Below are 20,070 nucleotides of genomic sequence, written 5' to 3' on the forward strand. Positions count from 1 at the left end.
TCGGTAAATAATTGTCTGTTAGCCTAACTTTTCCATACTCAGAAGTTAGAGGGTAATTACTACTGTCATAAAAATTTACTTACTTTTAAATCACGAGAATTATTACTGAGTAAATATTCAAAAGCTAAATACACAATCCAGCCTGCCTAATTTTATGGCTGGGAAAAAGATGTAAAATGCCCCGGAATTGTGACGATTACGCTAGAATTGTTAAAGCTTCTTTACAGAGTTTGTACTTTATCCTCAATTCTGTTAAAACAGCCTGGCATCCTAGCATTAAGATGTACATCTAAAAACCCTTTCTAGAGTTCACCAAAAGTTTCTATGACGCTCCCAATTCGTAACGTCGCCATTATTGCCCACGTTGACCACGGCAAGACCACCCTGGTTGATGCACTCCTCAAACAATCCGGCATTTTCCGAGAAGGTGAAGACGTTCCGGATTGCGTCATGGACTCCAACGCCCTGGAACGTGAACGAGGCATTACAATTCTATCTAAGAACACAGCGGTTAGATATAAAGACACCCTAATCAATATTGTCGATACTCCAGGACACGCTGACTTTGGCGGTGAAGTTGAACGAGTACTTGGCATGGTAGACGGATGTCTCCTGATTGTTGATGCCAACGAAGGTCCCATGCCCCAAACACGCTTTGTACTGAAAAAAGCTTTGGAAAAAGGTCTGCGCCCCATCGTTGTTGTCAACAAAATTGACCGTGGCCAAGCTGACCCCCACGTTGCTGTTGATAAAGTGTTGGATCTGTTCTTGGAATTAGGCGCAGATGAAGACCAGTGTGATTTTACCTATCTGTTTGCCTCTGGTATGGGAGGTTATGCCAAGGAAAGCATGGAAGCAGAAGCGGTAGATATGCAACCTCTGTTTAATGCGATTCTGCAACACGTTCCACCACCAGTAGGCGATATCAACAAGCCTCTGCAATTGCAAGTCACAACCCTAGATTATTCTGAATACCTGGGACGGATTGTCATTGGCAGAATTCACAACGGCACTATCCGTGCTGGACAGCAAGCGGCTCTAATTACAGAAAGTGGCACAGTTGTCAAATCCAAAATCACTAAGTTGATGGGCTTTGAAGGCTTGAAACGGGTAGAAATGGAAGAAGCAACCGCAGGTTATATCGTGGCGGTGGCTGGTTTCGCTGATGCTTACATTGGGGAAACAATTACTGATCCAAATGAACCGCAAGCTTTGCCACTAATTAAAGTGGATGAACCAACCTTACAAATGACCTTCTGGGTGAATGATTCGCCCTTTGCAGGTCAAGAAGGTAAGTTGGTGACGTCAAGACAAGTGCGCGATCGCTTATTGCGCGAACTCGAAACCAACGTTGCTTTGCGGGTTGAAGAAACCGATTCTCCCGATAAATTCCTAGTTTCCGGTCGTGGAGAACTCCACTTGGGTATCTTAATTGAAACCATGCGTCGAGAAGGTTTCGAGTTTCAGGTATCTCAGCCACAGGTAATTTACCGCGAAGTCAACGGTCAACCTTGTGAACCTTACGAACTTTTAGTGTTAGACATTCCTGCTGATGCTGTAGGTAGCTGTATTGAACGCCTGGGACAACGCAAAGGCGAAATGCAAGATATGCAACCAGGTAGTGGTGATCGCACTCAGTTAGAGTTTGTCATTCCTGCCCGTGGTTTGATTGGTTTCCGTGGTGAATTCATGCGGATGACTCGTGGTGAAGGCATCATGAACCACAGCTTCTTGGACTACCGTCAACTCAGTGGCGACATTGAAGCCCGTAACAAAGGCGTTTTAATCTCCTTTGAAGAAGGCGTTTCTACCTTCTACGCCATGAAAAACGCTGAAGATAGAGGAGCATTCTTTATTACTCCTGGTACAAAGGTTTACAGAGGTATGATTGTGGGAGAACACAATCGTCCGCAAGACTTAGAATTAAATATCTGTAAGACCAAGCAGTTAACCAACCACCGGGCTGCTGGTGGCGATGAACTAGTGCAACTGCAAGCACCGATAGACATGAGTCTAGAACGTGCTTTGGAATACATTGGCCCCGATGAATTGGTGGAAGTTACACCTAAATCGATTCGTCTGCGGAAGATGTCGAAGAAGCTAGCGAAACGCTAAGTAAAGTAACTTAATTGATTTAGAAAGCCCGCCGATGCGGGCTTTTTTATTTGCTAGGTGTGTAACAATATTACCTTTATCTCTTCACTAACCTACTAAATCAGACTCACCCATAAAATCTAACAATTCTAAATCTAAATTCTCTAACTCATCCACATTAAACAGTTTATGAAATCATAGAACTTATGAGTTGGAGTCGAAGTCATTAAACTGCAAGGAGCGAAAAAGATGTTATTGGAGTTAAAGCGCATCCATCTACCACCAGGACAAAGAGTATTATTGCAAGATGTCACTTGGCAAGAATTAGAGACAATTATTGAAGAGTTGGGCGAGCATCGTGCAGCGCGAATTGCTTATGATAGGGGAATATTAGAAATTATTGCTCCATTGCCAGAACTTGAAGATGATAAAGAAATTATCAGTGATTTAGTCAAAGCACTGTTGGAAGAAGTAGATATTGAATTTAGATGTCTTGGCTCTACCACATTCAAAAATGAATTTATGGCTCAGGGTATAGAACCCGATCAATGTTTTTACATCAAAAATGAAGCTACAATTCGTGGCAAAAAGCGAATAGATTTAACAGTTGATCCACCACCCGATCTAGCCTTAGAAGTTGATATTACTTCCCGTACTCATCCTGATATTTATCAAGCTTTAAAAGTGCCAGAACTATGGCGTTTTGAAAAAGGCATATTGAAAATAAATATTTTACAGGATGGGAATTATGTAGAGTCTCAGTCAAGTTTAAATTTTCCGCATTTACTTTTGATTGAAATTATTCCCCAATATCTTGAAAAAAGTAAAACAGCAGGTAGAAATGCAACGCTTAAAACTTTTCGGAGTTGGGTAAAACAGCAGTTATCCAAGTAAGTAAAAAAGATAATTTAATCCGGCGATCGCTCTAAAGTAGTTAAGGCTTCAGCCTATACTAAAAAGAGAAGAATAGAACAATCTTGATCTCAAAATGCTACTTATTCCAAAAGCTAACCCGCTTTTGCTTGTAACCGAATTATGAAAAATATTGGGTTAACACAGGGAAAAATTACAGTTAGAGAAAGCACGACTCTAGAGGAGTTCTTAAAACTTCCATACATTGAGGAGTCACCAGCTTGGGAATATATTAATGGAGAGGCAATTCAGAAACCTATGGGAGGAGCTAAACACAGTTTATTACAAAAAAAAACGTTTAGTTTCAGTGATTGATGGGTTGGGAAGTAACTATGAAGCCTTTCCTAAATTGCGCTGTACCTGCGGTAATCGTTCAGTAGTTCCTGATGTGGTTGTGATCTCCAGCAATAAACTACCACTGGATGAACGCGGTGAAATTATCAGCAGTGGTATTGATTTTGCACCCGATTGGGTAATAGAAATTCTTTCCCCGGCTGAAAGTCAAACTAAAGTAACTGGCAATATTTTACACTGTTTGAAAAATGGCAGTCAGCTAGGATGGTTGATTGACCCAAGTGAACGCTCTATTTTAGTTTATCAGCCTAATTCTTTGCCAGATTTGTTAGCAGGAAAAGATATATTACCAGTGTTAGAAGATTTGAATTTAGCACTCTCTGTTGATGAAGTTTTTGCTTGGTTACAGCGGAAAATCTGACATCATTCCCTAACTTTCCTAGATAGTTTTAAATAGGAAAAGAAGTTATTAGGGCTTTTCCAAAACTTTATCCCCTAAGACCACGAAATCCCCCGTCCCTGGAAGATGAGGGATAATTTTAAGAATAACGCAGCACCACCCTCAACGCGAACTATAGCTATAAGCTGTGTAAACATCACGTTGGGTGGTACGAGATGGGTCTAAACCTTCATTGCGGGAACGACGGCGCAAATCACCGACATCTGGCGTAGTTTTGAAAGCATCCTCAATACTAATTTGACCAGTCAGTATCAATTCGCAAAGAGCATCATTCATGACTTTCATACCCTCTTTGGTGCTAGCTTCCATAAGTTCATAAGCTGCTGTTTCTTCACCTTTGAGTAGATAATCTTGCATAGTAGGTGTATTGAGCAAAATTTCCATCGCTGCTGTACGTCCACCATCTGTTGTGGTCAGCAAGTGTTGATTAATAATAGCGACTAGAGAATCAACAATTTGCACACGCATGATTGCTTGCTCATCAGGACTATAAAGGTTGAGTAAGCGATTAATTGTGCTAATACTATCTTTGGAGTGGAGAGTTCCCAATACTAAGTGACCAGTTTGTGCAGCTTTAATGGCAGTATCAACAGTAATGCGATCGCGCATTTCCCCAATTAAAATTACATCTGGGTCTTCCCGCAACACCGACCGCAAAGCATCATAAAAATCATGGGTATGCAAACCTACTTCCCGTTGACTAATTAAGCAATTTTGGGAAGTATGAACATATTCAATTGGGTCTTCAATAGTGACGATATGTTTTTGTGCTGTCTCGTTAAGATAGCGAATCATTGCCGCTATTGTGGTAGACTTTCCCGATCCAGTCGGACCTGTAACTAAAATTAAACCTTGTTTTTTATTAGTAATATTTTTAAGGATGGATGGTAGCCCTAAATTATCAATGCTTGGCACATGCAGTGTAATTAACCGCAGTACCATTGCACCCCCAGTTAAAGTATCAAAACAATTGACACGACAGCGCAAGAATCCTGGATAAACAATTGCTGTATCCAGTTCTTTAGTTTTTGCGAATCGCTGTTTTCCAGATGGAGTAAGAATCTCACTTAAGTATGCCTCAAAGATTTTTGGTGTGACTACTTCTCCCAACTCATAAATCTCCATCTGACCGCGAATCCGGAATCGAGGCAACTCTCCGACGCGAATATGAATATCACTGGCTTGCTGGATATAGGCATCGCTTACCATCTCTTGAATCGAGACCACCTTTTTCTGTGGTTGATAAGGGGGAGGCGGTGGTGGTGGAAGTTGGGGGAGAAACTTAGATGTCAGCGTGTTGTCCATTAGTGCTTCCTGTAGCAAATATCAGGTTAAAAGCAACGGTTAAACTTAGCCTAGACACAAAAACTAGTCGGTTAGCCAAACTGGTAGATTAACCGATTCTACTTAAGTCAACCGTATACTTACTTAGATTTTCAATCTACAACATACTTAAGTAATATTTTTGCTTTTGAAATAGTCTTCACAAATTCTTTAGTGAAACCATGAATTTCTATGAATTTCAGGCATGGTTGGGCTAGAAAGGAAATTATGAAAATCATCACACCCACCAATAACTGGTTACAAACCCGCGCTTGTGCCCCTGCATACAGCGGTTTGGTTCTAGCAGGAATAGCTATCTGTTTTTTTGGGGCTGCTATCAATACAATGGCTGGTTGGCTATATGCTATTAGCGGAGTCAGTTTTGCTCTATTGACTGTAGCAGCTATCTTACCGCCGCGATCGCTTGTTGGTTTAACTGTCAAACGCCGTCCCATCCAGCCTGTGACCGCCGGAGATGAACTAACTGTAGAAATAGAAATCCATAATCAGACACAGCAGGCTGTTAACTTGCTGCAAGTCGAAGATATATTGCCCTTCGTTTTGGGCAAACCAGTACAAAAGTCAATAGAAACAATTCCTCCCCAAGACCATCACCGTTGGGTATACTACCAACCAACCCAGCGCCGGGGTGTCTATCGCTGGCATACAGTCGAACTAGTTAGTGGTGCCCCTTTAGGCTTGTTCTGGTGTCGCCGTCAGCGTGAATGTGCTGCCACAGCGATTGTCTATCCTAGTGTATTACCCATGACTTACTGCCCCCTAGTTGATGAAATGGGGCAAGAAGAAAGCTATACCAGTCATCTGCGTGGTCGACCCCAGCAAACAGAAACAACAGGGCTGGTGCGATCGCTACGTCCTTACCGTCTAGGAGACCCGATCCGTCTGGTTCACTGGCGTACCAGCGCCCGCTACGGGGAATTACGAGTACGGGAGTTAGAAATTGTCAGCAGTGGACAGGAGATAATAATTGCCCTGGACAGTGCAGCTAACTGGGACGCGGAAAACTTTGAACAAGCCGTCATCGCCGCCGCATCACTGTATTTTTATGCCCAGCGTCAAAATATGCAGGTACAACTGTGGACAGCATCTACAGGTTTAGTCAAAGGCGACCGGATAGTTCAAGAAGCTTTAGCAGCGATAATAGCCCAAGAAGATACTAAAACGCCTATTCCTGAAGAATACCCTTTGATTTGGCTGACTCAAAACCCCCTCAGCATTTCTAACTTGGCTTTAGGCAGTCGCTGGGTTTTGTGGCAAAATAATTCTTCACCAGTAGAACCAGTAGTTGTGAATCGGGATTATCCTGGCATCATTGTAGAAAGTGAGCAAGCACTGCAACCCCAACTGCAAAAATCATTGCGTTGAATCGAGGCTACAAGTTTAATGTGAAGAAAATTACAATATATTTCGCAAGTTAAACTTTTCTGATGACCCAGATTCTTTTTGATTCCATCAACATAGATATACAAGCCTCTGAGCAAATGTTAGCCAATTTTAAAAAATAAGGTTGGGGAAAAACACCCACTAATAGCCCTATGAGGCTGATGTACAATGCAAAGAAATGTTTAAATTATGAGTGGCCGATCTAATGATGTCATCAGAAGTTAATACAAAATCCAGCGATAAAAGCCTAGAGGCAATGCGGCATTTTTCCGAACAATACGCCAAGCGTACTGGAACTTACTTCTGTTCTGAACCTTCTGTGACGGCAGTTGTGATCGAAGGGCTAGCCAAACATAAAGACGAACTTGGTGCGCCTTTGTGTCCCTGTCGCCACTATGAAGATAAAGAAGCTGAGGTACACGCCACCTATTGGAACTGTCCTTGCGTGCCGATGAGAGAACGCAAAGAATGCCATTGTATGCTGTTTCTCACCCCAGACAACGAGTTTGCTGGAGACAAGCAAGAAATCACTTTAGAAGCAATCAAAGAAATACGAGAAAGCATGGCATGAGTGAAACCATGCCCCAAGAGTTTTGGCTAGGTGTAGAACAGTTCAATTCTGGACATTTCTATGCCTGTCATGACACTTTAGAAGCTTTGTGGATTGAAGCCAGCGAGCCAGAAAAAAGCTTCTATCAAGGGATTCTACAAATTGCTGTAGCGCTTTATCATTTGGGTAATCATAACTGGCGAGGTGCTGTAATTCTACTGGGAGAAGGCAGCAATCGTCTGCGACGCTACCCATCAGATTATGCTGGCATCGATTTAGAAGCGTTGTTAAACCATAGTTTGGCATTGTTGCAAGCATTACAGCAAATAGGCCCAGATACGATTGCTGCTGATGACTTGGGTGAAGCTGACACATTGCCTTTACCCAGGATTGAGTTAATCAATGACGAAAAATAAGCAGCAAAGAGGTGAGATCTGACAACTGTAGTTCTTTAGAATAACTCTGCTGGAAGGAGGACAAAGGAAGGGAGGGAGAAGCCTCTTCAAGAATTCCCTAATGTCCTCCTTATCTTCATCAGTCTTTTCTTAGGAAAGTAAGCTTTTTGCTCCTTGGGAAGCTCAAGAGAATTTTACCCAAGTTTTAAAGGCGATCGCTAGTTTTATTACAAGGTCTGTCCTATACCGTCGTCACTTCATTAGGTCATATCTTCGCCATAAGTTTGTGATAACTTCGTCAATCAGACGTGCAATATTTAACCTATCTAAATTTATGCCTTTTAACAGGTGGCTATACCTGCCTTTTTATAAATAACTTACATACCCCATATTTTACAAAAATTAATCTAGAATAAAGCTTTCATTTCAGATAAAAGTTTTATTTATAAATATTAGCTGCTTCCTTGGGCAAGGTATTTTTTAAAAGTCAGGTGTCTAAATTTAGAAAAAACACCCTAATTATCCTATGGCTTATCAGCCAAGGCTAATAAAAGTGTTAAAAAATATTGTTGACCATTTATGGAGCTATAAATGCAGAAAAATAAATCGTTTCTCTATGCACAAAAAATATTAATTACGCTGCTTATATTGAGTGTTAGTTTTAGTTTTGGTATGCTGACGCTAATCAAACCAAAAGTTTCAAAAGCACAGAGTCAACAAAATAATGATAGTGCTGCCTCTGATGGAATTCAACAGCGTCTTGAGGAATTCAAGGAGACAATGCTCACAATTTTACAGCAGCAAGCACAAGTTAAGGGCTTACTCTATGCTGTACCACCACGTTTTGAAAGAGCAACAATTGAGGCGGCAAAACTCGCCCCATCTGAAAAAGTAATTGCTCTCACATTTGATGATGGTCCTTGGCCTGAAAGTACCACTCAAGTACTTGATATTCTCAAAAAAAATAATATCAAAGCTACATTTTTTGTTATTGGGCAGAATGTAAAAAATTATCCAAACTTGTTAAAACGAGAGAGTGCTGAAGGTCACGTAATTGGTAACCATACTTGGCATCATTGGTATCAATTTATGAATCCACAGACAGCAGCTTATGAAATTGACCACACAGCAGACTTAATTAATCAAATTACCGGAGTTAAAACAAACTTATTTCGTCCACCTGGAGGATTTATGCACAATGGAGTGGCTGATTACGCGAGAAATAACAAATACGCTATCATTTTGTGGTCATCTGATTCTGTAGATTACTCACGTCCTGCTGTACCAAGGTTAATCAACAATGTATTTAGGGAGTCTAAACCTGGTGGTATTGTGCTGATGCATGATGGCGGAGGTAATCGCTCAAGAACTGTGCAAGCTTTACCAGAAATTATTGCCAAATTTCGCAAGGAAGGTTACCGCTTTGTAACTATTCCTGAACTGTTACAAATGGAAGATAAAGACCAAAGCGTTATTGCTAAGAAGAAGTAATTATTGATAATATAAAGTACTCTACCTATACCTCAGTAATTTAGATTAGCGATCGCATCTGTATTCAAAACGTTTTGACGTTTAATAATTCACCATTATTTAAATTAATCAGAATATTAGATTAATTTGAGAAGGGAGATTAAATATTTATATTTATCTCCCTTATATTCTGTTTAAGGCACACTCATTCCTCGCTGCACTGCTGGACGCTGCCCTACAGTTTCAACCCACCTTTTCAGATTTGGATGATTGTCTAAAGTTAAACCTTGCATTTGATAAATTGCCACCCAAGGATAAGTTGCAACATCTGCAATCGAATAGTCACCGCAAATAAATTCATTGTTTGCCAATTGTTGATCCAAAACGCTATAAATTCGTAGGGTTTCCTTTTCATAACGTTCAATGGCGTAGGGAATCTTCTCGGGTGCGAACCTTTTAAAGTGATTGAGTTGACCAAACATTGGTCCTACACCCGCCATTTGGAACATTAGCCACTCTAACACTTGAAAGCGACTCTTTTTATCACTTGGTAGTAATTTAGCTGTTTTTTCTGCTAAGTAAATGAGAATTGCACCTGATTCAAAAACTTTGATATCTGTTTCTTGGTCAACAATCGCCGGAATTTTACTATTCGGATTAATTGCTATATATTCGGATGCGAATTGCTCTTGTTTTGTGATATCGATTTTGTGGACATTGTAAGGCAATTCTATTTCTTCCAACATAATGGAAGCCTTACGCCCGTTAGGTGTGGTGAAAGTATATAGGTCAATCATGCGATCATACCCTGGAATATTCGCGATCTCCGAGGGTAGTGTACCTTAAATTTAAGTTATCTATATCTAAAAACTACATATTCTTTAATTAAAATACCAAAATATTTGCTAAAGAGTTTCTATACCAACCTTAATTAAAAAGTTTAAATATTTTTTTGAATAAATATAAAGATTAATTCATGATTTTTATAGGCAATTACGTGGCACAATGACCAGAGGAAATAATTAATTGCAATCTCATCATTTTAAAATTGATAAATCTATTGACAAAAGCATACTGATCATAAAAATAAAAAAACTGGCTCACTGTATTTCCAGTATTTGAATTTTATAGCATTCCTCTGTGCTGCTATTTAGAAAATCGAAAATAGTTATGTACGATCACTCAGATAAGGAAAAAATCCAGTTTTATTCCCAAAAAATCCGCAAACTTATTTTATTAATTTTATTTGCCATGATAGTACTTACTTGTGGCTTTTATGTTGCTCTTGTACTATTGTCTTATATCGGTGAAAATTCAATTTTTACTAATAGATATCCGACTTCAATTCCAGGTATCGATGATCAATTTGAATGTGAAAACAGTGACAAAATCTGGCGTAATCATAAGTGTTGGGACTATAAACACGATCCTTCCTTTTGATAGCAAGTGTAGCGCTACCCTACCGTAATCCCCATAAAAGGAATGTACAAGTCAGCCTGTAAAATCAGCAATATACCTTCTTCATTTGCTATCTACTTGCGTACAGGAGAATTTCCTTTAAAAGTACATTCAAGTTTCGGCTTCTGAGACTGAAAGATCAGCTATGTGTTGACACCAATGTTCAGGTAGTTCAAAATTTTCTGGCAGAAGAGTTGTGCGATCGCCAAACGCTAATTCAAGCTGCTGTAATTCTAAGTTTTCACATCTAGTCATGTCGGCTCCAAAAATTCTGGCTTTCTGAAGAATTGCCTGATTTAAGTTAGTGCCTGTGAGGATTGCATCTTGTAAGTTAGCTTCATAGAAATTTGCTTGCTCTAAATTAGCTTCATAGAGGTTAGCTTGCTGTAAGTTAGCTGTGCTAAATAATACACCTTCTAAGTTAGCTCCAATTAGTTTTGCACCTTGCAAGTTACTACCAATTAAGTTTGCTCCTAGTAAGTTGCTTCCCTCTAAGTTTGCTCCTTCTAAGTTAGTGTCACAAAGAATAGCTTCTTCTAAATTAGCGTTATAAAGACTTGCTCCTTGTAAGTTGGCATCATAAAGAATTGCGCCTTGCAAGTCAGCTTCATACAGTACTGCTTTAGATAAATTAACTTTTCTCAAAACAGCTTCTTGCAGATTAGCTTCTGGGAGTATTGCCTTTTGCAAGTTAGCTTCATAAAGAACTGCTCCACAAAGATTTGTTTCTGTTAAATTTGCCTCAGATAGATTAGCTCCTATCAAGTTTACCCATTGTAAATTGGCTCCAATTAAAATAGCTCCAGAAAGATTGGCTTCCATCAGGTCAGCGCCACTGATATCTATATCGCGTAAATCTAGTTTCTTATTTGCCAAATCATACTGTGTATTGCGTCTGCCAATTACGGTCAGGGCTGTTTGAATATCTGTAGGAATTTTTTCTGGTAAATTATCCTCGTTTTTATCCTGTGTAGAGGCATTTTCTCGGATAAAAGCAGCGAGTATTTCCATAATTGTCCAATGATTTTTAGGGCAATCTCTGGCAATTCTTTCCAGTGCATATATCGCAGCAAACCGTGTTTCTATTTTTTCATTACCTAGATGCTCGATTGCTTGATAAAACCTTTCTGTAACTAAATCTTCTGGTTTTGGTTTTGTATATTTGAGATCAATTTCTATCTTTTGCTCACGCTCCATAACATCTGAAAAAATTTTTGCTAATTCAATCTGATCCATTGCTAGGGAGAGTTGGGAAGTATAGTATGCATTAATACTCATTGCTATTACCCAAGCAAGTATAGCAATTATTGTGATTATTTGAGTGATAATTGCAATTTTTAGCTCGCTTGAAAGCCATTGAAAACTAAAAAAAAATAAATGATTTAAAGTTAGAGAGAGAATAAATATGGTTGTTATATATATAAAGAAACTAGTGAGTCCATCTGTCTTAAACAAAGACATATAATTAGTCTTCATCTCTGACTCCTTGTGTAATTTAGTTTATCCATAGTATTATTTGTATGTTTCTTTTAGTACAGTAAAAACACGGACTTAATTAATAATTTAATTTGTCGCTTAAAAAATCTATATGGATTTACTTACAAATTAAGAGAAACTACTGCAATTATGCAAAATAAAACCCCTTTCAACTGAAAGGAGTTAGTATGAGTGCTTGCTAATAAATAGTGTTTAGAACTATTGCCAATGCGATGGGGCTTGCATATCATCTGGTAGACGAGTTGTGCGATCGCCTATTGCTGATTCAATCTGCTGTAATGTTAGATTTTTAGCTGTTGTCAGGTCAGAACCTTGCAAGTTTGCTCCGTCAAAGTTAGCTTTTTGTACATTAGCTCCTTTGAAGCTCGCCCCTTGCAGGTCAGCATCACCACAAAAGCTAAAAAAATAATAGTTAAGAACAGAATAAATATAAATGTTAAAGCTACTAACCAATTTCTAAGAGCGTCTGTATTGCCATCAGACATAGATTTAAGATTATTTTTGAAGTTCTTAATTACTACGGGGAATTTCAGTATAAGCTATAGCATTTGTGTTCAAATCGCAAGATGCACAGTTACATTAACCATGTTGTCGCCAGTGTATTGGGGTTTCGACATAATCAGGTAGGCGAGTTGTGCGATCGCCAACTGCTGCTGTAATTTGTTGTAATTCTAAATTTTTAGCACCTGTCAAAATTGCCCCTTCTAAATTGACATCACAGAGGTTTGTCCCACAGAAGTTAGCTCCCATCAGATTTGCCCCGTGGAGATTGGCTTCATAGAGGATTGCTCTAGAAAGATTTGCTCCTATAAGGTTAGCTCGATGCAAATCAGCTTCCGCCAGGCTAGCTTCTGAGAGATTGGCAAAAAATATCTCTGTCTGCTGAAGTTTGGCTGCGTTTAAGTTAGCTCCACAGAGGTTGGCTCCATTTAAGTTTGCCCCTTGCAGGTTGGCTCCAATCAGACCAGTAAGGTATAAATTGGCTTTACCAAGCTTTGCGCCTTGCAAGTTAGCGAGAAATAACTTTGCGCCAGAGAGGTTGGCAACTTTTAAGATTGCTTGTTGTAAGTTGGCTTTATAAAGATTTGCCCCTTGCAAGTTAGCTGCACGCAGACTCGCTCCTGTAAGATTAGCTCCCCGCAGGTTAGCACCAGACAAATTGGCTCGATTGAGGTTTGCTCCTTGCAAGTTTGTTCCACGCAGGTTTGCTTTGAGTAAGTTGGCTTCATAAAGAATAGTCCCTGAGAGTTTGGCACCACTCAGGTCTGTACCCGTTAAAGCAGCTCCACGCAAATCTGCACCACATAAGTCAGACCCTCGCAAATCCATTCCTTCCAAGTTAGCCCCTAGCAAGTCTGCCCGTTTAATATCTGTATTGCGTAAATCTAGTTTCTGATTTACCTTGTCCTCCAAATAATTACGCCTAGCGATGACTGTCAGAGCTACTTGAATATCTGTACGAATTTTTGGTGATTCTTCATAGAAATTCGGATCTAACTGCTGTGTACGCAAATCTATAGGTGCTGCATCTTCCTCCCTAGCTTTACCTTCATAGATAGGAGCATTCTCACGCACAAAAGCAGTAAGAATTTCCATGATTGTCCAGTGTTCTGTGGGAAATTCCTGCGCAACTCTTTCTAAAGCATAAATTGCACCTGTGCGGGTTTCAGTCTTCTCGTGCCCAAGCTGTGCAATTGCTGTCATAAACCGTTCTGCAATTAGCTTATCTTGAGATAGTTTGGTATTTTGGATGCTAAGTTCAATATTTTTTTCAGCAGCGATCGCACTTTTATGCAAAGCTTGGGCACGCTTGGCTCCATAGTAAGCATTAACAATCAACGCTATTCCTGAAAAAATTATTGCTGTCGTAGCTAATGCTTGAATTCCATATTCTATTTGTTGTGGAATTGACAACTCTCGAATATTAGAAAATGCAAAGATAATTACAGTTAATAACAAAGCAAATATAACTGTTGTAATTATCAACCAATTCAAGAGTACGCCTGTCTTCTTAGCAGACATAGCAGAAATATTCCTCACTACTCAGGATTCTTACTTATATTCTGAGGTTAAAAATTATAGCATTTAACTAAAAATTTGTATATGTATCAAAAGTCTTAATTGATTCTACTATTACTTAATGAGTTAGATATTAAGCAATAGACCAATTATGCGATTGTCTACTTTGCAACCACTTAATAGCTAAAATACTTGATTTAATTCAATTTTTATTTAAAGTTTAGGCAAAATTTTAAATGGCTCAAGCATCACCAAGTTGAGTTCTTGGTAGATTTACTCCAGAAAATTCTGTCTCCCTCAAGTTTGCCTCATTGAGTATGGCATCTTTGAGAATTGCTCCATCAAGCTTCGCTAAATATAAGTTTGCTCGATTTAAATTTGCTCCAGAAAGGTTTGCCCCAGAGAGATTAGCTGCGCTCAAAATTGCCTCTTTGAGGTTAGCACCAGTGAGGTTAGCGCCAGAGAGATTAGCCGCAGTGAGGATTGCTCCATGCAGATTGGCACTACAAAGGTTAGCTCCTGCAAGATTAGTTTGATAAAGGTTTGTCTGCTGTAAATTTGCCCCAGAGAGGTTAGCTCCTCTAATGTCTGTGTGGCTCAAATCCAGTTGGTTATTTTCTATATCTTGTTGAATATTTCTTTTAGCAATAAACGTTAGGGCTGCTTGAATATCGGCACGAATTCTTGAAAATGGGTAGTCCTTAACTTCTTCTTGAGGCAGATAAGGAGCATTATTGCGGATAAAATTCGTGAGAGCTTCCATAATTTTCCAATGGAATTTTGGCTCTTTTTGGGCGATTTGGGCTAAATCATCAAATACAGCTAAATTGATTTCTCTATTTTCGCCTTCTAGCTGTTCAATTGCTAGTTTCAAGCGTTGTGTATAAGAATAATTTGGAATAAGCTCTACTTTTTTCTGGTTAGCAAATATCCCAAGATAGATTTTTTTAAATCTAACTATATTTCCAGAATTCCAAGTTTTTGCCGTCTGGTAAGCACTTTTAATTACTTTAAACATACCCAAAATTATTTTTACTAATTAAATGTTACTTACTAAAAAAACACCAATTTAAATCCTACGTAAGTATACCACTAATTAATGCAAGTACCTTTATTGCTTTAACTTAGTCATAATCAGTAATATATTCTAGGCGTAGAAATAAATCCGATTAAATAAAATTTAAACAACGTAAGTTACTCGCTCACAATAGACAAAGTAACAGCATTTACTAAAATGTCCAGATGCAGCAAGACAAAGAGCCAATATTGAAAGATCTAGTACTGATTGGTGGCGGTCACAGCCATGCAATTGTGCTGAGGATGTTTGGTATGAAACCTCTGCCTGGTGTGCGTTTGACCTTGATAACTACAAATTCAGATACACCTTATTCGGGAATGTTGCCAGGACATATTGCTGGTTTTTACTGCCACGATGAATGCCATATAGACTTACGACCATTAGCCCAATTTGCCCAAGCACAGTTGTACATTGATCAAGTTGTTGGATTGGACTTAAAAAACAATAAAGTAATTTGTGCTAACCGTCCTGCTGTAGATTTTGATGTGCTGTCTGTTGATATTGGCAGTACTCCGGCAAAAATATCTGTATCAGAGGCGGCAGAATATGTAATTCCTGCAAAACCAGTGTCAAAATTACTGCAACATTGGTATCAATTACTAGAAATTGTTGGAGAAAATCCTCAAGAACCGATTAGCATCGCGATCGCAGGCGGTGGTGCAGGCGGTGTAGAATTGGCGCTGTCAATGCAAGCACATTTACGGCAGATTGTACAGCATTCAGAGACTTTGAAAATTCACTTATTCCAGCGCGATCGCCAACTGATGCCCAAGCATCATCAGTCAGTGCGACAGCAAGTTAAGCAAATTCTCATAAAGCGTGGTATAAAATTACATTTAGGAGAAACCGTCTCTCAAGTCGCACCTCTTACAGAGAAAGAAAATCAAGAGGTATTGCAAATTAAATGTGAATCTGGGTTGACAGTAGAGTGCAACAAAATTTTTTGGGTAACCCAAGCAGCTGCACCTCAGTGGTTACAAAAGACGGGATTGAGGACTGATGAGCAAGGCTTTATTTTGGTAGAGGACACATTACAATCGCAAACTCACCCTCATGTATTCGCCGCAGGCGACATTGCGACAATCGTCAATCATCCCCGTCCGAAAGCTGGGGTATTTGCTGTACGACAAGGTAAGCCTTTGTTTGAGAATTTACAGCGGTATTTATTAGATAAATCTCTCAAACCCTACAAACCACAGAAGCAATATCTAAGTTTAATTGGTACAGGAGATGGAAAGGCGATCGCAACAAAAGGTGCATTCACTTCACCACCTCATAAACTATTGTGGCGTTGGAAAGATTGGATTGACCGCCGTTTTATGCAACGCTTCCAAAATCTGCCAGAGATGAAGAACAATTCTCAAATTTCAACTCCTAACTCACTCAACACTCAAATACGTTGCGCTGGATGTGGTTCTAAAGTTGGTAGTACAGTTTTGCAAAGTGTTCTGTACCGCATTCAGCAAGAACAGCCGATTGAGGAAGAGAGAAAAGATATCATCATTGGATTAGATGCACCCGATGATGCAGCAGTAGTGCAGATATCAACAGGTCAATTGATGGTGCAGACGCTAGATTATTTTCCAGCTTTGATTAATGACCCTTATATTTTTGGGCAAATTAGCGCTAATCATTGCTTGAGTGATATTTTTGCAATGGGAGCTACGCCTCATAGTACATTAGCGATCGCTTCTATTCCCTATGCTGCACCAGCAAAAGTTGCAGAAACTCTTTACCAATTATTATCAGGTGCTGTCAAGGTAGTTAATCAAGCAGGCGCACCTCTGATTGGCGGACATACCAGTGAAGGTGCAGAACTAGCTTTTGGCTTAACTTGCAACGGTGTTGTCAATCCCCAGAAGTTGTTGCGTAAAGGTGGTATGCAACCCGGACAAGTGCTAATTTTAACTAAAGCGCTAGGAACGGGGACATTATTTGCTGCTGATATGCGCCGCCAAGCTAAAGGGCTTTGGATTGATGCTGCTGTGGAGTCTATGATGTTGTCAAATCAAGCTGCTGCTATATGTTTATTGCAACATGAAGTAACAGCTTGTACCGATGTGACAGGCTTTGGTTTATTAGGCCACTTGATAGAAATGGTGCAAGCATCTGGTGTTGCGGTGGAATTGCAACTTGACGCTATACCCGTGTTAGCAGGCGCAACCAATACATTAGAAGCAGGAATTTTTAGCTCACTGCATTTAGAGAACCTACAAGCATCAAGTTACATTGATAATCTAATGGCAGTTGAGTCTCATCTTAAGTATCCTTTGTTATTCGACCCACAAACATCTGGTGGTCTATTAGCTGCTATCCCTGAAACGCAAGCTAATCAATGTTTAGTCGAACTTCAAGCTTTGGGATATAAACAGTGCAGCATTATTGGGAGTATTAAGCCGCGAGTAGTTCAGCAACAACCCATTATTTTAGGCGTTGCTGATTGATGGGATGAATTGACTCTTGCATAAATAATTTGGTGTTACTGAAAATATTATTTAAAAGCTCACGCAAAGGCGCAAAGACGCAAATAAAAAGGCAACCCAATAATTCTATAATTGCAATCCTTAATAGGGATTTTGATTAATTGCAATATTTCTAAAGCATCTTCATCACTAAGTTGGCGGATGTTTCAATCCCTGATAGGGATTTTAATTAATTGCAATCTTTGTTGACAGGAGGGGCAAAGCTGCCACCTGCATGTTTCAATCCCTGATAGGGATTTTAATTAATTGCAATATAAGTTGAGCCAGTGCATTGGGCGGGCATTGCCCGTTTCAATCCCTGATAGGGATTTTAATTAATTGCAATTTTGCAATAATCCAGTTGTGGAGCGATCGCACCAAGAAAAGTTTCAATCCCTGATAGGGATTTTAATTAATTGCAATTCTGTTCAAGGTTCCCCGTGTCAATTTGCTCGTAATCGTTTCAATCCCTGATAGGGATTTTAATTAATTGCAATCCCAATTGAATAGCTTCCTAAACTTATCTTTATTTCCGTTTCAATCCCTGATAGGGATTTTAATTAATTGCAATCTGCGATCGCATCTGGCATCAAAGCCAGGGAGGTTAGTTTCAATCCCTGATAGGGATTTTAATTAATTGCAATTAGCATTTAGAAATATTCCAGCTTCATCGAGTGCGTTTCAATCCCTGATAGGGATTTTAATTAATTGCAATCCGCGTCGATTGGAATTAGCAGCCAAAATTGTTTGTTTCAATCCCTGATAGGGATTTTAATTAATTGCAATTCTAGTACAACCCAAATCCGATAAGCTGTAAATAAACAAGGGTTTCAATCCCTGATAGGGATTTTAATTAATTGCAATCCGTGTAGTCTTTGGTAGTCCTTCACATAAGATTTGTTTCAATCCCTGATAGGGATTTTAATTAATTGCAATTTTCTCCTTCCTCTTCTTCATCTAAATACCCATAGTTTCAATCCCTGATAGGGATTTTAATTAATTGCAATCTCGTTTAATGGATATCCAACCTTGGTTGCACTGGGGTAATCAGTTTCAATCCCTGATAGGGATTTTAATTAATTGCAATGAATACCACAAAGAGTTAGGTTCAAATGTAAGCGTTTCAATCCCTGATAGGGATTTTAATTAATTGCAATTATAAAAATCCTGCTCCAAACCCAACACCTTCACCGTTTCAATCCCTGATAGGGATTTTAATTAATTGCAATTCAAAAATTGCTTCTAATTGCTCTATCGAATAAAGTTTCAATCCCTGATAGGGATTTTAATTAATTGCAATTTGGTTTTGTTCGGCATTGGTACCTGTATTTTTCTGTTTCAATCCCTGATAGGGATTTTAATTAATTGCAATAAACCAGAGTAAAGCCGTCCCACAGTAAAAGTGAGTTTCAATCCCTGATAGGGATTTTAATTAATTGCAATAATGTCGTAGCAGGAATTTAATGCCATCTTTAACAGTTTCAATCCCTGATAGGGATTTTAATTAATTGCAATGCGCACCTCTGGATCTGGGTGCATTCCATACTCGGTTTCAATCCCTGATAGGGATTTTAATTAATTGCAATTTTGATATATTACCTGAATGGAAATTATTACAAAGTTTCAATCCCTGATAGGGATTTTAATTAATTGCAATCGCCCGCAGTTGGAAGCGTTGATATATTTGGTTTTCAAGGTACAGTTTCGTCAACCTCCAATAAAAGTAGCTTTTCAAGGATTGAGTTGTCAAGGGTGACATTAGGAAAACAGGCTCAAAAGCTTATGTAGTAAGGTTTTGAGAGTTTGCGTCAACCTCCAAATAAGTGTAAACGGGTTAAAAACCATAGCCAGTAAGCTTTTGGAGGGCAAAATTTGACTCTTGTTTTCAAACACCTACTGGTTGACGCCAGACTCAAGCGAAAAAGCTGTGGTCATGGGGTTTTTGGATGGTACTCTATTTCTGCCACCCTGTACTAGCATCAATTTATTTATGCTGAATTTTAAAACCAGTTTTATCTTATTGTTTTTTGTTTGCCTGGTGGCTACTGGACTGACAGCATATTTTTTAGGAGGAATTAATCCAGATCTAATTCAGTTGTGGCTGAAAAAGTCTGGCATTTGGGCACCTGTGACTTATGTTGCGATCTATGTGGTAGCAACAATTTTGGTTTTGCCTTCCACAGCACTAAATTTAACTGGAGGAGCGATTTTTGGCCCTTGGCTGGGGACATTTTGGACAAGTGTCGCCGCTATTGTGGCTGCGATCGCCTCTTTTATCTTTGCGCGGACAGTTGGACATGAAGCCGTTTCGCGGCGGCTAGCAGGGCGTTGGCAGGCGATTGATGCGGAAGTGCGGCAAGGAGGAGTATTTTATATGTTTGCCATTCGCCTAGTGCCAATCATGCCCTATGGATTGGTAAATTTTGCTGCTGGTTTGACAACAGTAAGCTTCAAAGATTACCTGATTGGCACGATTTTAGGGACAGTACCGTCGGTATTACCATTTGTGTTATTAGGTAGTTCTGGCTTAAAAGCGATCCGTACCGGAGAGGTTATGCCACTGATTGGTGCTTTGGCATTGCTAGGAATGCTAGTGGCTGGATCTACCTGGTATCGCCGTCGTCGGACTTTTCCCTTTCGTCGCAAACGTTAAC

14 protein-coding genes, 1 pseudogene and 1 CRISPR repeat array are annotated in these 20,070 nt (G+C 39.4%); of the genes and pseudogenes, 9 read left to right on the plus strand and 6 right to left on the minus strand.

The annotated features are described in order from the left end of the window. The first annotated feature begins 324 nt into the window (after positions 1-324). The 3 genes and pseudogenes from typA (at position 325) to BV375_RS23780 (ending at position 3,721) form a co-directional block, all read left to right on the plus strand. Positions 325-2,115, plus strand: a complete 1,791-nt coding sequence (gene typA / locus BV375_RS23770) for a translational GTPase TypA (protein ID WP_086765059.1) — start codon at positions 325-327, stop codon at positions 2,113-2,115. Positions 2,116-2,343: 228 nt separating this feature from the next. After that, positions 2,344-2,988: a Uma2 family endonuclease gene (locus BV375_RS23775; RefSeq protein WP_086765062.1), complete on the plus strand. Its 645-nt coding sequence runs from the start codon at positions 2,344-2,346 to the stop codon at positions 2,986-2,988. A gap of 141 nt (positions 2,989-3,129) precedes the next feature. Further along, positions 3,130-3,721: pseudogene (locus BV375_RS23780) on the plus strand (Uma2 family endonuclease). A 141-nt stretch (positions 3,722-3,862) separates the two neighbouring features. On the opposite strand, the gene BV375_RS23785 reads toward BV375_RS23780, so the two are convergent. Next, positions 3,863-5,065 carry a PilT/PilU family type 4a pilus ATPase gene (locus tag BV375_RS23785; RefSeq protein WP_086765065.1) on the minus strand — a complete coding sequence of 401 codons (1,203 nt, stop codon included), beginning with the start codon at positions 5,063-5,065 and terminating at the stop codon, positions 3,863-3,865. Between the two features lie 246 nt (positions 5,066-5,311). Between BV375_RS23785 and BV375_RS23790 the strand changes: the two genes are divergently transcribed. The 4 genes from BV375_RS23790 (at position 5,312) to BV375_RS23805 (ending at position 8,923) form a co-directional block, all read left to right on the plus strand. Next, positions 5,312-6,469 carry a DUF58 domain-containing protein gene (locus BV375_RS23790; RefSeq protein ID WP_086765068.1) on the plus strand — a complete coding sequence of 386 codons (1,158 nt, stop codon included), beginning with the start codon at positions 5,312-5,314 and terminating at the stop codon, positions 6,467-6,469. A gap of 223 nt (positions 6,470-6,692) precedes the next feature. Continuing rightward, positions 6,693-7,058, plus strand: a complete 366-nt coding sequence (locus BV375_RS23795) for a ferredoxin thioredoxin reductase catalytic beta subunit (RefSeq protein WP_086765071.1) — start codon at positions 6,693-6,695, stop codon at positions 7,056-7,058. Beyond that, positions 7,055-7,453 carry a DUF309 domain-containing protein gene (locus BV375_RS23800; RefSeq protein WP_086765074.1) on the plus strand — a complete coding sequence of 133 codons (399 nt, stop codon included), beginning with the start codon at positions 7,055-7,057 and terminating at the stop codon, positions 7,451-7,453. Before BV375_RS23795 ends, BV375_RS23800 begins: the two co-directional genes overlap by 4 nt. 570 nt (positions 7,454-8,023) lie before the next feature. Then, a complete protein-coding gene (locus tag BV375_RS23805; RefSeq protein WP_086765077.1) occupies positions 8,024-8,923 on the plus strand; it encodes a polysaccharide deacetylase family protein in 900 nt (299 codons plus the stop codon). Positions 8,924-9,096: 173 nt separating this feature from the next. On the opposite strand, the gene BV375_RS23810 is transcribed toward BV375_RS23805, so the two are convergent. The 5 genes from BV375_RS23810 to BV375_RS23835 all read right to left on the minus strand — a co-directional run bounded on the left by BV375_RS23810 (position 9,097) and on the right by BV375_RS23835 (position 14,894). Continuing rightward, positions 9,097-9,699: a glutathione binding-like protein gene (locus BV375_RS23810; RefSeq protein ID WP_086765080.1), complete on the minus strand. Its 603-nt coding sequence runs from the start codon at positions 9,697-9,699 to the stop codon at positions 9,097-9,099. A gap of 772 nt (positions 9,700-10,471) precedes the next feature. Continuing rightward, on the minus strand, positions 10,472-11,638 hold the full coding sequence (locus BV375_RS23820; protein ID WP_243714024.1) for a pentapeptide repeat-containing protein: 1,167 nt from the start codon (positions 11,636-11,638) through the stop codon (positions 10,472-10,474). Between the two features lie 417 nt (positions 11,639-12,055). After that, positions 12,056-12,310: a pentapeptide repeat-containing protein gene (locus BV375_RS23825; protein WP_086765088.1), complete on the minus strand. Its 255-nt coding sequence runs from the start codon at positions 12,308-12,310 to the stop codon at positions 12,056-12,058. A gap of 126 nt (positions 12,311-12,436) precedes the next feature. Next, positions 12,437-13,879: a pentapeptide repeat-containing protein gene (locus tag BV375_RS23830; protein ID WP_086765092.1), complete on the minus strand. Its 1,443-nt coding sequence runs from the start codon at positions 13,877-13,879 to the stop codon at positions 12,437-12,439. 238 nt (positions 13,880-14,117) lie between these two features. After that, on the minus strand, positions 14,118-14,894 hold the full coding sequence (locus tag BV375_RS23835; protein ID WP_086765095.1) for a pentapeptide repeat-containing protein: 777 nt from the start codon (positions 14,892-14,894) through the stop codon (positions 14,118-14,120). Between the two features lie 224 nt (positions 14,895-15,118). Between BV375_RS23835 and selD the strand changes: the two genes are divergently transcribed. Both selD and BV375_RS23845 read left to right on the plus strand, forming a co-directional pair. Then, positions 15,119-17,398 (plus strand): selenide, water dikinase SelD, encoded by a 2,280-nt coding sequence (selD, locus tag BV375_RS23840; protein ID WP_086765098.1) that lies wholly within the window; start codon positions 15,119-15,121, stop codon positions 17,396-17,398. A 110-nt stretch (positions 17,399-17,508) separates the two neighbouring features. Beyond that, positions 17,509-19,073: a CRISPR direct-repeat array (repeat unit 37 nt; unit sequence GTTTCAATCCCTGATAGGGATTTTAATTAATTGCAAT). A 222-nt stretch (positions 19,074-19,295) separates the two neighbouring features. Further along, complete coding sequence (locus tag BV375_RS23845; protein WP_243714025.1) at positions 19,296-20,069, plus strand: TVP38/TMEM64 family protein; 774 nt, start codon at positions 19,296-19,298, stop codon at positions 20,067-20,069. Position 20,070: the final 1 nt, after the last annotated feature.

Source organism: Nostoc sp. 106C, assembly GCF_002154725.1.
In the GTDB taxonomy this organism is placed as follows: domain Bacteria; phylum Cyanobacteriota; class Cyanobacteriia; order Cyanobacteriales; family Nostocaceae; genus Aulosira.

What these genes read in the sequence shown, in the direction of transcription:
- typA (WP_086765059.1), top strand. Translation starts at nt 325, where the DNA reads ATGACGCTCCCAATTCGTAACGTCGCCATTATTGCCCACGTTGACCAC.
- BV375_RS23775 (WP_086765062.1), top strand. Translation starts at nt 2,344, where the DNA reads ATGTTATTGGAGTTAAAGCGCATCCATCTACCACCAGGACAAAGAGTA.
- BV375_RS23785 (WP_086765065.1), bottom strand. Translation starts at nt 5,065, where the DNA reads ATGGACAACACGCTGACATCTAAGTTTCTCCCCCAACTTCCACCACCA.
- BV375_RS23790 (WP_086765068.1), top strand. Translation starts at nt 5,312, where the DNA reads ATGAAAATCATCACACCCACCAATAACTGGTTACAAACCCGCGCTTGT.
- BV375_RS23795 (WP_086765071.1), top strand. Translation starts at nt 6,693, where the DNA reads ATGATGTCATCAGAAGTTAATACAAAATCCAGCGATAAAAGCCTAGAG.
- BV375_RS23800 (WP_086765074.1), top strand. Translation starts at nt 7,055, where the DNA reads ATGAGTGAAACCATGCCCCAAGAGTTTTGGCTAGGTGTAGAACAGTTC.
- BV375_RS23805 (WP_086765077.1), top strand. Translation starts at nt 8,024, where the DNA reads ATGCAGAAAAATAAATCGTTTCTCTATGCACAAAAAATATTAATTACG.
- BV375_RS23810 (WP_086765080.1), bottom strand. Translation starts at nt 9,699, where the DNA reads ATGATTGACCTATATACTTTCACCACACCTAACGGGCGTAAGGCTTCC.
- BV375_RS23820 (WP_243714024.1), bottom strand. Translation starts at nt 11,638, where the DNA reads ATGAGTATTAATGCATACTATACTTCCCAACTCTCCCTAGCAATGGAT.
- BV375_RS23830 (WP_086765092.1), bottom strand. Translation starts at nt 13,879, where the DNA reads ATGTCTGCTAAGAAGACAGGCGTACTCTTGAATTGGTTGATAATTACA.
- BV375_RS23835 (WP_086765095.1), bottom strand. Translation starts at nt 14,894, where the DNA reads ATGTTTAAAGTAATTAAAAGTGCTTACCAGACGGCAAAAACTTGGAAT.
- selD (WP_086765098.1), top strand. Translation starts at nt 15,119, where the DNA reads ATGCAGCAAGACAAAGAGCCAATATTGAAAGATCTAGTACTGATTGGT.